Annotated in this window: 14 protein-coding genes; 1 reads left to right on the top strand and 13 read right to left on the bottom strand. The window is 63.9% G+C overall.

The genetic code is table 11. The annotated features are described in order from the left end of the window. Positions 1–550: 550 nt before the first annotated feature. Positions 551–817, bottom strand: coding sequence for a hypothetical protein (locus EV664_RS16915; RefSeq protein WP_229668331.1), 267 nt, complete (start codon positions 815–817; stop codon positions 551–553). Between the two features lie 187 nt (positions 818–1,004). Between EV664_RS16915 and EV664_RS16910 the strand changes: the two genes are divergently transcribed. Next, complete coding sequence (locus EV664_RS16910) at positions 1,005–2,045, top strand: M48 family metallopeptidase (RefSeq protein WP_162848893.1); 1,041 nt, start codon at positions 1,005–1,007, stop codon at positions 2,043–2,045. Positions 2,046–2,075: 30 nt separating this feature from the next. Here the strand turns inward: EV664_RS16910 and EV664_RS16905 are convergent, their stop codons facing one another. From EV664_RS16905 to ubiB, 12 genes are all read right to left on the bottom strand, one after another. Then, entirely contained in the window at positions 2,076–2,861 is a 786-nt protein-coding gene (locus tag EV664_RS16905; RefSeq protein WP_133496898.1) for a metallophosphoesterase family protein, read from the bottom strand. Positions 2,862–3,141: 280 nt separating this feature from the next. Next, positions 3,142–4,413 carry a UDP-N-acetyl-D-mannosamine dehydrogenase gene (gene wecC, locus EV664_RS16900; RefSeq protein ID WP_133496897.1) on the bottom strand — a complete coding sequence of 424 codons (1,272 nt, stop codon included), beginning with the start codon at positions 4,411–4,413 and terminating at the stop codon, positions 3,142–3,144. Continuing rightward, positions 4,397–5,527 (bottom strand): non-hydrolyzing UDP-N-acetylglucosamine 2-epimerase, encoded by a 1,131-nt coding sequence (gene wecB, locus EV664_RS16895; RefSeq protein ID WP_133496896.1) that lies wholly within the window; start codon positions 5,525–5,527, stop codon positions 4,397–4,399. The genes wecC and wecB overlap by 17 nt, the downstream gene beginning before the upstream one ends. A 54-nt stretch (positions 5,528–5,581) precedes the next feature. Further along, a complete protein-coding gene (locus EV664_RS16890; RefSeq protein WP_133496895.1) occupies positions 5,582–5,917 on the bottom strand; it encodes a hypothetical protein in 336 nt (111 codons plus the stop codon). An 80-nt stretch (positions 5,918–5,997) separates the two neighbouring features. Then, positions 5,998–6,360, bottom strand: a complete 363-nt coding sequence (locus EV664_RS16885) for a peroxiredoxin (protein WP_133496894.1) — start codon at positions 6,358–6,360, stop codon at positions 5,998–6,000. Further along, positions 6,348–7,103, bottom strand: coding sequence for a HesA/MoeB/ThiF family protein (locus EV664_RS16880; protein ID WP_229668330.1), 756 nt, complete (start codon positions 7,101–7,103; stop codon positions 6,348–6,350). Before EV664_RS16880 ends, EV664_RS16885 begins: the two co-directional genes overlap by 13 nt. Beyond that, positions 7,100–7,501 carry a hypothetical protein gene (locus EV664_RS16875; RefSeq protein ID WP_229668329.1) on the bottom strand — a complete coding sequence of 134 codons (402 nt, stop codon included), beginning with the start codon at positions 7,499–7,501 and terminating at the stop codon, positions 7,100–7,102. The genes EV664_RS16880 and EV664_RS16875 overlap by 4 nt, the downstream gene beginning before the upstream one ends. After that, a complete protein-coding gene (dut, locus tag EV664_RS16870) occupies positions 7,498–7,944 on the bottom strand; it encodes a dUTP diphosphatase (protein WP_133496892.1) in 447 nt (148 codons plus the stop codon). Before dut ends, EV664_RS16875 begins: the two co-directional genes overlap by 4 nt. Next, positions 7,941–8,741 (bottom strand): hypothetical protein, encoded by an 801-nt coding sequence (locus tag EV664_RS16865; RefSeq protein ID WP_229668328.1) that lies wholly within the window; start codon positions 8,739–8,741, stop codon positions 7,941–7,943. The genes dut and EV664_RS16865 overlap by 4 nt, the downstream gene beginning before the upstream one ends. After that, positions 8,731–9,909, bottom strand: a complete 1,179-nt coding sequence (gene coaBC, locus EV664_RS16860) for a bifunctional phosphopantothenoylcysteine decarboxylase/phosphopantothenate--cysteine ligase CoaBC (RefSeq protein WP_133496891.1) — start codon at positions 9,907–9,909, stop codon at positions 8,731–8,733. Before coaBC ends, EV664_RS16865 begins: the two co-directional genes overlap by 11 nt. Then, a complete protein-coding gene (locus EV664_RS16855; RefSeq protein WP_133496890.1) occupies positions 9,906–11,021 on the bottom strand; it encodes a hypothetical protein in 1,116 nt (371 codons plus the stop codon). The genes coaBC and EV664_RS16855 overlap by 4 nt, the downstream gene beginning before the upstream one ends. Further along, on the bottom strand, positions 11,021–12,553 hold the full coding sequence (gene ubiB / locus EV664_RS16850) for a 2-polyprenylphenol 6-hydroxylase (protein ID WP_133496889.1): 1,533 nt from the start codon (positions 12,551–12,553) through the stop codon (positions 11,021–11,023). The genes EV664_RS16855 and ubiB overlap by 1 nt, the downstream gene beginning before the upstream one ends. Between the last annotated feature and the right edge of the window lie 14 nt (positions 12,554–12,567).

Genomic DNA, 12,567 nt, shown 5'->3' with positions numbered 1-12,567 from the left:
GAGAATCAGCATTGCGAGCATGGCGGTAAGGATTGGAGATGAAGCGACGATCAGCCTATGGCTGCTGAACGCCGCTCAGCAGAATATCGGCATCCGCAGATAGCGAATGCCCGGCACGCGCATCTTCAGGATCGTGGTCACCGGATTGGCCCCCGACTACATGGTGTCGACGCCCGATATCCGGATTGGTCACAGAGAATAATCGACGCCAACGCCGGGCGAACAGGTTGCTTCGCTGAGCCGGGGGATAGGGAAGCCATCCGGAGCGGGTGAATTCGCCGATGGCCGGACTGACATTCATGAGCAGCGCGCGGCGCGATGCGCGCGATGATGCGCGATGCCCGCGATGATGCACTTCGTGCTGCCGTTGAAGAATTTCAAAGCCACGCAATGCCTTGCCGGCCTCCGCCGGAACTACGGCATCAGGAGATGCGTCAGGGACAGACGGCATTGGTCAATAGCGCTCGCTCCGGCGCATTGCCGGACCGAGGCAATAAAAAAGGCGGCAGGAAACCCTGCCGCCTTCTCTATTCATACTGGCTGAAATAGCTCAGTTGCTGTCCGGCGTATCGTCGTCGTCCGAAGCGACGGCAACGATGCCTGCGCCGACAGCCGCAACGGCGAGAACGCCGACGACAATTGCCGAGCTGCCAGCCAGTTCGCTCTTGCCCTTAGCTTTGGTGCCGGTGCGAACCGAGCTCACCGGAGCCTTGGTCGCCGAAACCGACTGCGCTGCGGGGGCAGCCGCGAAAGCAACCGTCGAGCAAGCCATGCTTGCAGCGGCGCCAACCGTAGCGATAGTTTTGATAAGCTGCATATTACACTCCCTATTCCAACCAGTTCTCGAAATGGCTTATAAAGTTGCCGCAATGCAAACACAACCCCCAGCGAATGCGTCGGATATTAAGGTAACTCCTTTGGAAAAAAGGACTAATTCAAAAATATTGCACCGACTAACCGGCATTTGTCCGACGGATGGTGTAGAGAATCGGATCGGTTTGACATTGGCAGCGCGGACTGACGCGGATGGCGGGCAGAAGAAGAGGCGCGTCTGGCTGAGGGGTATCCTGCCGGCCCTGTTGCTCGCCTTTCCGACGGTTCCGGCCGTGGCTTTTGCGGCGGCGCCGTCGCAGGATGCCGAAATCGCGCAACTGCAGCAGCTTCGCGCCGCTGACACGCGGCTGTTCGGCATATTCTGGCGCCTCGGGTCGCGTAATGCGGCCTTATGCGAAGGCGCGGTACCGGCGATCGGGGCATTGCTTCAGGCGCGATCGAGCTATGATGGCGATTTCGCCGAAGCCGCTCAGCGCTATTTCAGCTTCGAAAGCGAGCTTTCGGTGGAGGTGGTGGCACCTGACGGACCGGCCGACCGCGCCGGGCTGCGACCGAATGACAGCATTGTCGCGATCGGCGGCAGGCCTTTGCCCGATGTTCGGGGGCCGGAAGCGGTGGCTGCTGCCCAGCGGGCGCTGGTCGAAGCCGGAACACGCGGCCCGATCGAACTGACGGTGCTGCGCGGGGGCGAGCGCAAACGGATTACCATTAGTCCGCTAAAGACCTGTTCCGGCCGCGTCGAACTGATGGTCTCTGCCGATCGGGTGGCGAGCACCGACGGGGATGTGGTGCAGATTTCCAGCGGTTTGTTCAACATCGTTCCCGCCGATGCCGAACTGGCGGCGGTGATCGCGCATGAATATTCGCATCTGATCCTGCGCCACCCCCAGCGGCTGACCGATGCCGGGGTCGATCGCGGGCTGCTCGCCATGTTCGGCAAGAACCGGCGGCTGATCCGGCGTACCGAGGCGGAGGCGGACCGGCTGAGCGTCTATTTGTTGCTGAATGCAGGATATGATCCGATGGCGGCGGGACGATTCTGGCGCAATGCGGGTCGGAAGATCGATGCCGGTTTCCTGTCGGACGGCACGCATATGGGCTGGCGCAAGCGTGCGGAACTGCTCGATGCGGAGGCCGAACGCGCCAGGGCCGCAACCGGCAATCCGGTGATCCCCGATCTGCTGAAGACGCGCGATACGCCGCTGGAATAGCCGATCGGGCGCCGCCCGAAGTTCAGGCGATCACGCTTCGGCGATCGCCTGCAAAAACCAGCTTTCCTCGCCCTCCAGCCCGATGGCAGTGAGTTTGCCCGAGGCGAAAGCTCCGGTATCGATACCGATGCGATGCGGCGTGCGGTCGATATCCTCGCTGATCGTATGGCCGTGGACGATCACTTTTTCGAACGGCCCGCGATGGTTGAGAAACTGTCCGCGAATCCAGCGCAGGTCGCTCGGCTTCTGCTCCTCGAGCGGGCAGGAGGGGGATATGCCAGCATGGACGAACGCATAGTCGCCCGACACCACCATATCTTCGAAACTTTCGATGAATTCGCGATGGTGCGCCGGAACGCACGAGCGCAGCAATTCGCCATATTCATCATAGTCGGAGGCCATGATATCCGCCTCGGACACGCCATAGCTCAGCATGGTTTCATCGCCGCCGATCCGCGAAAACAGCTTCAGCGCCTCCCGCTTGCCCTCCAGCGCGAGCAGCATGATCTCTTCATGATTGCCCATCAGGAACCGCGTATTGGGCCGGTTTTTCCTGAGCGTGATCAGATGTTCGATGATTTTCGCCGAATCCGGGCCGCGATCGATCAGGTCGCCCAGAAAGATCAGCGTTCGGGGAAGTAAGGGCCGCGAAATATCGTCGTCTTCGATTTTGTCCAGCAGCTGCAGCATCAGGTCGAACCGGCCGTGAATATCGCCGATGGCATAGATACGCTCATCATCGGCGATACGGCGCACGGTTTGCGGGCGTTTGTTTTTTTTCGGCAGGATGCTGATGACGCTACGCAACGGGTTCATTCGGGCTAACCTAGCGGTTTAGGATCAAATTCGGGCCGGACGGCTCATCGCGCGGCACAAGGCGACCGGTCGGGCGGTCAATATCGGTTTCAGGCCATCCATGGTATTCGGACAGATCATCGCGACGGCTCGCTTATCTATGCGTCACCCGCATGTCATGCAACCGCAGGGCCGGCACACGCTGAATTATCGTGAGAAAGCGTTGCAATTGCGCGACGACCATGCACCTTAATCGCCGCTGCTGCAATGCACCATATCAGCCGGTCGCTGATCCGATGGTTCAGGCGGGGACGGCCGGCTGATCGGGCCAGATTCCCCGCGTATCGAGCACATGCTTATTCCGGCGCTCGGCAAGCGGGATCGAGCGAAAGACTTCATGATCGACCAGAACGATGAAGACCGGACAGATTTCGATCGCTGCGTCGACATCGCTCAGTTGCGCCCCGCAGCCTGCAAAGGCGGCGGGAAGCGTCTTCGTATAAGGTTCGACGATATGGATGCGCTCGCCAAATCGCTGGGCCAGCGTCGCGGCGACCTTCAGCGCGGGGCTTTCGCGAAAATCATCGATATTTGCCTTGAAGGCGAGGCCGAGACAGGCGACCGGAACGCCGGGCATCGAATCGATCAGCGCCGTTGCACGCTCGATCGTATAATCCACCTTTGCATCGTTCACTTCGCGCGCGGTGCGGATCAGCGGGGTTTCCTCCCGCGCCGAATGGACGAGGAACCAGGGGTCCACCGCGATGCAATGGCCCCCCACGCCGGGACCGGGGGACAGGATGTTCACCCGAGGATGGCGGTTGGCGAGGCGGATCACTTCCCACACATCGACGCCGAGCGAATCGGCGACGCGCGACAATTCATTGGCAAAGGCGATATTAACGTCGCGAAAAGCGTTCTCGGTGAGCTTCGTCATTTCGGCAGCGGCGGCGCTGGTCGTCACGCACTCGCCCCGCACGAAGCGGCGGTAAAATTGCAGCGCCTTTCGCGCGCAGCGGGGGGTCACCCCGCCGATCACCCGGTCATTGTCGATCAGCTCGACCAGGATGCGGCCGGGAAGCACGCGTTCGGGGCAATACGCGATCGCGATATCGGGCGTTCCCGCGCAGTGGCCGGGAATTTTGAGGTCGGGACGCTCGCGTGCGAACAAAGCCGCTACCTCGGCCGTGGTGCCCACCGGGGAGGTCGATTCGAGGATGACGATATCGCCCGCTTTCACCACAGCGGCGACACTGGCGGCGGCCTGAAGCACATAGCTGATGTCGGGCGAATGATCGGTGCGGGCAGGGGTAGGGACGGCGATGACGAAGATATCGGCGGGGGCAGGGCTGGTCGATGCGCGCAGATTGCCGCGCGCAACGACGCCGGAAACCAGCCCGTCGAGATCGATCTCCTCGATATGCACCCGCCCCGAGTTGATCGTTTCGACGATATCGGGATCAACATCGATGCCGAGCACCTTTGCCCCAGATCGCGCGATGATCGCCGCGGTAGGCAGGCCGATATAGCCCAGCCCCATCACCACCACATCGGGCTCAGCCATCGATTCCATCCGTGATCAATCCTGCAATCCGTTGTGCCGCCCTGCCGTCGCCAAAGGGATTATGCGCACGCGCCATGGCCTGATATGCCGCCTTTTCATCAAGCAGCCTCGATAGTTCGGAAACGATGCGCGGCGCGTCGGTCCCCACCAGCCGTGCCGTGCCTGCCGCCACGCCCTCGGGTCGCTCCGTGGTTTCGCGCATCACCAGTACCGGCTTGCCCAGCGCGGGAGCCTCTTCCTGCACGCCGCCCGAATCGGTCAGTACGATATGCGCGCGGTCGAGCGCGGCGATGAAATTGGGATAATCGAGCGGCTCGCAGCGAAGGATATTGGGCCGATCGCCCAGCATCCGGTCCATCGCCGACACGACGTTGGGATTGGGATGGACGGGAAACAGGATGCCGACATCGTCGCGCGCCGCGATCCGGCCCAGCGCGTCGGCTATACTGGCGATGCCCGGTCCGAAATTCTCGCGCCGATGCGTGGTGACGAGAATGATGTTCCGATTCCCCAGCCGCTCGCACAGCGCCGGCGCGACTGCCGCAAGATCGGGTTCGCGGTTGAGGCGATCGCGCGTGGCGAGCAGTGCGTCGATCACCGTATTGCCGGTGACATGCACCTGTTCGGCCGGAACATTCTCGCTGCGAAGCGCGTGCGCCGCGGTTTCGGTCGGGGCGAAATGCTGATCGGCAAGCGGTGCGATCATCCGGCGATTGCCCTCTTCGGGCCAGGGATGGTGCATATCGCCCGAACGCAGTCCGGCCTCGACATGCGATACCGGAATCTTGCGATAATAAGCGACGAGCGCGCCGATCATGGCGGTCGCGGTATCGCCCTGTACCACCACCCGGTCGGGGCGCTCTGCACCCATGACGCCCCCCAGACCGGTCAGCAGGCGCGCGCTCAGCTGATCAAGCGTCTGCCCCGGCTGCATCAGGTCGAGGTCGATATCAGGCGTGATACCGGCGATGGCGAGCACCTGATCGAGCAGGCCGCGATGCTGTGCGGTGACACAGGTGCGAACGCGAACCCTGCCGGTTTCGCGCAGCGCATGGATCACGGGGAAAAGCTTGATCGCTTCTGGCCGGGTGCCGAAAATCACCAATATCGTCGGCTTGGTCATGCGCTTTCCATAAGCGAACGATCTTAAAAGAAGGCTAAGCGCCGGTCGGCGGACTTAGCGTCGCGAACGCGAACCGCCGCGGAGCCAGGGCATATAGCGCATGGCAAGGACAAGGATCAGCGGCCAGAACCAGGTCGCTGCCGCATCACCCCTGGTGTCCGGCCAGTTCCACGAACCGCTGACGATTCGATCCATATATTCGTTCGCGACCTCCAGCACGACCGGCGGCACCAGCGTCAGGAAGGACCAGAGCGGCCTACGCATAAAAATGCCCGAAAGCAGCCAGATGATAAGACCGGCATAAGTGTGCGCGAATTTGTCCGGGGCGGGGCAAAGCGCGACGATATCGTTGATCACCTGATGATATTGCACGGCGAAAGTATCGAGCATTGCGGGTCCTGCCGGAAAAACGAAACGCGCCTCTATCACATTGTGCGCTGCACCCCATCCCGAAACGCGAGCGGCGCTATTTAAATCGTGACGAGCCGATCCTCGCCCAGCGTAGCGACCACCCCCATCACTCCCCCCGCCTCGACCCCCGGCACCAGATCGCCAATCGCAACGTCGCACAGATCGAGCCCTGTCTGACAGGCGATGATCCCGACGCCCGATTCTATTGCCAGCGCAAGGAGCGCAGAACGGTCCGGCAGGCCATGTTCGAAAAGGTCGGGCGGGTCGGCGGGGCCGGAATCGGAGCGGAGCAGCGAAACCGCGCGCTCATGGCAATAGACGCGAACGCGCGCGCCCAATGCCGCATGGCTGCATGCCAGTGTCAATGCGCCGCGAAAGCGTTCGGGATCGGCAGTGACGACCATGATGGTCAGGCCGCGCATGCCGGGCATCCGGGGTCCTTGGGCAGCGACAGCGTGCGGAAACGAAGCGCGAGCGTATCGGCGAGAACGATTTTGCCCGCGCTGTCCTCGCCGAACGGAACGATCGCCCGGATAGCCTCGATCGCGGCCATGCTGCCGATCATGCCGGTGAGCGCGCCCAGCACGCCCTGATCGGCGCAGCTGATATCGGGCCGGTCCGGGTCATTGCCGACGAAGCAGCGATAACAGGGCTTGTCCGGCTCCCAGCCGCGAAAGGTGCCGACCTGCCCCTCGAACTGGCCCACCGCCGCTGATATCAGTGGGATGCGCAGCGCCAGCGCGGTGTCAGCAACGATCAGCCGTGTTTCGAAATTGTCGCACCCGTCGAGCACCACATCGGCACCGTCCAGCAGGTCGCGGGCATTTGCCGCGTCGATCCGGCGAAGCACCGGAGTGACCGCGCAGTCGGGATTGCGGCGGGCCACCTCCCGCGCGGCGACCTCCACCTTTGCCTGCCCCTGATCGGCAGTTGCGAACAGCGTCTGGCGTTGCAAATTGGAAAGATCGACATGATCGTCATCGATGATGGTCAGGCGCCCGATTCCGGCGGCGGCGAGATATTCGATGGCGGGCGAACCGATCCCGCCCGCGCCGATCACCGCAACAGGCGACCGGAGCAATTTCGACTGACCGGCTCCCCCGATTTCGCGAAGGATGATGTGCCGGGCATAGCGTTCCAGCTGGCTGTCGCTGAGCGCGGTCACTTCCATTCAAACGTGACGGTGGCGCGATACCAGCCGCTGGGATCGCCGGTTTGCGGGTCCAGATTGTTGCGCGCAAAGGTGGATACCAGACCAGCGCCATATTGTTCGACGGCCGAGCAATTGATGGCGCGCGGAATGGTCGCGCGAACGCTGCCATCGTCGGACAGCAGCACCGCGATGTCGAGCGCGACGATATGCCTGCCATTTTGTTGCGGCGGCATGGGGCATTTGCTGAACGCCATTTCCTTCGCCACGAACCGGCTCATCTGCGCCGTCACCACCGGCTGGCGCTGATAGGGAAGCGGCGTCATCGAATCCCAGTCGATCGGCAGCGTCAGCCCCAGCATCCCGCTTTGCTGGCCCAGCATCGCGGCAAGCATGGCGAACAGCGTCTTCACCGGCCGGTCGACCCGAATCCGCCCGCGCCGCGTGCGGTCGCATCGAGCATATCGACTTCGTCGAGCGTCGCGCGAAGCACGGGCGCAGGAACGAGCTGCGCGATACGGTCGCCGCGCGCAATCGCAAAGGGATCGTTCCCGAGATTTGCCAGTATGACCTTCACTTCGCCGCGATAATCGCAGTCAATCGTGCCGGGCGCATTAAGGCAGGTTATGCCGTGTTTCAGCGCAAGGCCGGAGCGCGGGCGCACCTGCACCTCATATCCCGCCGGGATCGCCATCGCGAAACCGGTCGCGACCGCTGCACGCTCGCCCGGGGCAAGGGTCAGCGTGTCGGCCGACACCACGTCCATTCCGGCCGCGCCGTCGCTGGCATAAGCGGGGAGCGGAAGATCGGCGCCGTTATCAAGGCGCTTTACCGCAATCGCGATCGGGTCGGTCATCGTTGCTTCTCCGGCAGCAACGAAACCAGCTTTTGCGTCGCCTCCAGCACCTGCGGATCGTTCAGCGTCAATCGCCCCGCCTGGGGCACGATCCGATAGTCGGTGGCGATGCCCCGCAGCGCCAGTGCTTCGGCATAAGGACGCGAGAATTTGTCGGGCGTCACCTTATCCTGCGCGCCGACCAGCATTGCCGCGCGCAGCCCCGGCTGGACGCCGCCCGCCGTTTTCAGCGGGTCGAGGCTCGATGATACGGTCTGCCATCCTCCCCGCGGTGCCTGCTTCTTCATATATTTGCGCCATTCGGGCAGCGTGCAGGGGCAGGAGACAAGCACGATGCCGTCGATCAGTTTCGGGCGAATTCCGGCAAGATCTGCAGCGATCGCCGCCCCGCCGCCATCGCCCACCACGACCACGCGCGCCTGCGGAAGCTGTGCTTTGGCCGCCAGAATCGCATCGCCGACCTGCTTCAGCTGGTCGAGTGTATAATTGTCCCCGACGCCCTTACCCCGCTCGCCCGCCGAGCGATTGCCCTCGCTGTCACCATAGCCGGGCCGAATGATGGCGAGCGCTGCGCTGTGCGGAATCGCGTCGACCGCCCGTTCGGCGAACCCATAGGGATCGGCGCGTTCCCCTGAGGGAGCATCGCCATGCAGCACGACGATCAGCGTGCGGATGGCGTCACGCTTGCTTTCCCCGAACAACCGCGTCTGAAGGCCGGTTGCGGGCGGTTCGATGCGCTGCACCGCGCATCCGCCGAGCAGCGCAGCGGCGAGCAACAGGCCAGGGCTAAAGCGCATCGGCGATCCTCTCCGCGAGCCGCCGCGCAACCTCATGCTTGTCGAGCCGATCCCAGCTCTCCACGCCGGTTTCAGTAACGATGTGAACGCTATTGGCATCTCCCCCCATTACATCGCCCGAAACATCGTTGGCGACAATCCAGTCGGCGTTCTTTCGTGCCCGTTTTTCGGTGGCATGAGCAATGACCTCCTGCGTTTCGGCGGCGAAGCCGATCAGCAGCTTCGGACGTTTCGGGCTGTTGCCGAGCATTTGCAGGATATCCGGATTTTCGACGAGCGAAAGCGATGGCGCGCCATCGCCTTTCTTGATCTTGTGCGCCGCCTCCTCGACATGCCAGTCGGCAACTGCAGCGACCATTACCGCTACATCGGCGGGAAGTGCGGCGGCGACCGCATTGGCCATTTCGCGCGCGGTTTCGACCTCGATCCGATCGACGCCTGCCGGTACGGGCAGCGAAACCGGCCCCGAAACCAGCGTCACCCGCGCGCCCATCCGGGCCAGCGCGCCTGCGATCGCGTAGCCCTGCCGCCCCGAAGAGCGGTTCGCGATATAACGCACCGGATCGATCGGCTCGTGCGTCGGCCCGGCGGTCACGAGGATATGCCTGCCCGCAAGCCGCTCCCGATCATCGCCGCCGTCCAGCGCGCGCTCGATCGCGGCGAGGATCGCCGGCGGTTCGGGAAGCCGCCCCGGCCCATATTCGCCGCACGCCATCGCGCCTTCGTCCGGTGCCATCACCGTGACGCCGTCGCCGCGAAGCGTCGCGACATTGCGCTGCGTCGCCGCGTGCTGCCACATGCGGACATTCATCGCCGGCGCGGCGAGCACCGGCTTGTCGGTCGCGAGCAGCAGCGTGGTCGCCAGATCATCGGCGATACCACCCGCCATCTTCGCCAGGAGATCGGCGGTGGCGGGAGCGACGACGACCAGATCGGCCTCGCGGCTGAGCTGGATATGCCCCATCTCCGCCTCATCCTTCAGATCCCACAGGCTGGTATGGACGGGATTTTCGGAAAGCGCGGCAAGCGTCATCGGGGTCACGAAATGCGCGCCGCCATCGGTCAGGACGCACCGAACGCCGATCCCCGCCTTGCGCGCCAGACGGATGATCTCGCACGCCTTATACGCAGCGATACCCCCGCCGACGATGAGCAGAATGCGTTTCATCGCGTGATCCTCTGCACCCGCACGCGCCGTATGTCGAGCCAGGCGCGCACCGTGTCGCGCACCGAATCGGGGGCAAAGGCTATCCCGATCAGCGACAGGGGAGCGATCATCAGTGCGGCGGAAAAACTGTCGGCCTGAACGAAGAGCGCGATCATCGCGGCATAAGCGAGCAGCGTAGCGAATACCCGGTGGCCCAGCGGATCGGCCCAGCCGGCCCAGCCATATAGCGACAATGCGATCAGGATCGCCGCCAGCGCAAGGGGCAGCGAGTGCAGCGCGGTCGACAGCGTCAGCGCGCGGATGAAAAAGCCGACGCCGTTCATCGCGAACCAGCCGGTAGCGGCAGCATCGAGCGGGCCGGTCACCTTTGCAACTGCGATGGCGTGGACGGTGAGGATGATCGCAAAGATGGCGAGCGTGCCGATCCATCCGAACAGCTCACGCCGGGCTCCGCCGCGCCATGCGAGCACCGCCATGACGAGCACATAGAGTGCGGCGGTTTCGCGGATCAGCATAGCGCACAGACCGACCGCCGCCGCATCGAACCAGCGTCCGGGCCGCCATAGGCCCATCGATAGTGCGATCAGCAGCGCCGCCCAGACTTCGTGGAACAGGATCAGCGCCGGCTGCACGCAGGCGACGATCCCGCCCGCAAGCAGGATGATTGCGCAGATCCGCGCGGCGCTGCTGCTGAGCGCGCTGCGCAGCCGGATGTGCCAGACCAGCGCCACGGTAAGGCCAAGCGCCCAGAGCAGGCCGATGATCGCCTGATAGGGCAGCAGCGCTTCCATCGCGGCGAGAGTAGGCAGGCGAAACGCGGTAAAGGGCCGCAACGGATAGTCGCCCGCCCGCAGCGCGCTTTCCGCGACCGAATAATAATCACCGCCCGCGCGCATCGAATCGACGATCGAGCCATAGAGCCACAGTTCGTTTTGCCGCACCGACGGCGGCAGCGAATCGGGCGGCCCGGCAGGGTCGGGCGTGGCGAGCGCGGTCAGCGCGGCGGCGACCATCCCGATCAGCAGCAACAGCGCCCAGCGTGCCCTGCTGCGCGGAAGCGTCGCGAAGCGGCTTGGCCCGGTCAGCCAGAAAGGCGGGGCGGGACGCGCCATCAGCCGATCAGCAGCGTCGCAATCGCGCCCGCCACCGCGCTGAAGACCGCGACCGCGGCATAGGCCCAGCCGGACCCCACTCGAACCACCTGAATATCGCGCAGCGGCGGGGCAGGGGGCGCGCCGCCCGGATTGGGGTAGCGCGCTTCGATATTGCGGATCAGCTGGGGCAGGCGGGCGAGGGTGCGCACATCCTCGACCAGCCGGTCGGCCGCTGCCGCTTCGGGGCCGAGCTCATCGCGAATCCAGCCCCGGACGAACGGCGCTGCGGTTTCCCACAGGTTGATATCGGGATCGAGCGCAGTCGCCACGCCCTCAACCATCACCATCGTCTTTTGCAGGAGCAGGAGATGCGGCTGAGTCTGCATGTCGAAATCGCGGGTAATGTTGAACAGCGAATCGAGCATCATTCCGACCGACATCTCCTTGACCGGCAGCCCGCGCATCGGTTCGCCCACCGCGCGAAGCGCAGTCGCAAATTCAGCGACATTATGATGCGCCGGAACATAGCCCGCCTCGAAATGAATTTCGGCGACGCGGCGATAATTTCCGGTAATCAGGCCGTAGAGAATCTCGGCGAGCCAGACCCGCGCGCGCCGGTCGATCCGGCCCATGATTCCGAAATCGATCGCTGCGATCCGCTCGCCCGGCAATGCGAACAGATTGCCCTGATGCATATCGGCGTGAAAAAAACCTTCGGCGATCGCCTGACGCAGAAAGGCGCGGACGAGCTTTTGCCCAAGCGCGGTCCGGTCGAGCCCGGCCTCGTCGAGCGCGGCAAGGTTCGACATCTTGATACCGTCGATCCATTCGAGCGTCAGCACCTTGCCCGTGGTGCGCTGCCAGTCGATTTCGGGGATCAGAAAATCAGGTTCGGCCTGCATGCCGTCGGCAAGCTCGCTCGCCGAAGCAGCTTCGCGCCGCAGATCGAGCTCGCGCGCGGTCCAGCGCTTGAAACTTTCGATGACGAGGCGCGGGCGAAGTCGCCCGGCTTCGCCGCCCATCGCCTCGACCTGTGCCGCCGCCCATTCATAGGTGTCGATCGCGCGGGCGAATTCGGCCTCAACGCCGGGGCGAAGCACCTTTACCGCGACCTGCTTGCCGTCAGGCGTAACCGCCCGGTGGACCTGCGCGATCGAGGCAGCGCCGATCGGCTTTTCCTCGATCGAGGCGAAGATATCCTCGATCGGCCGCCCGAAGCTGGAGCGAATCTGTTCGCAGATCGTGTCGAAGGGGACGGGGGGGAGTGCGTCCTGCAGCCTCAGCAGGTCGCGCGCTGCTTCCTCACCGACCAGATCGGGGCGGGTGGCGAGCGTCTGGCCGAGCTTGATCGCGGCGGGGCCGATCGCCTGAAACGCATCGGCATAGGCCGGCGTCTTCAGCACCCGCGCGCCGAACCGGGCGATCCGGGCCATGCGCCGGACGGGAAGCGGGGTGTTCTTGTCGCGTTCAATGCCCTGCAGCGCACCGTGGCGGGCCAGCGTGCGGCCCCATTTGAGCAGGCGCCAGAGATGGACGACGGGCGCGGTCATGCGAAGCGCTCCAC

Origin of the sequence: Stakelama pacifica (assembly GCF_004361835.1) — a bacterium.
Classification (GTDB): domain Bacteria; phylum Pseudomonadota; class Alphaproteobacteria; order Sphingomonadales; family Sphingomonadaceae; genus Sphingomonas; species Sphingomonas pacifica.
Note: the sequence above shows the minus strand (reverse complement) of the source record. Positions and strands in the feature narration are given on the sequence as shown.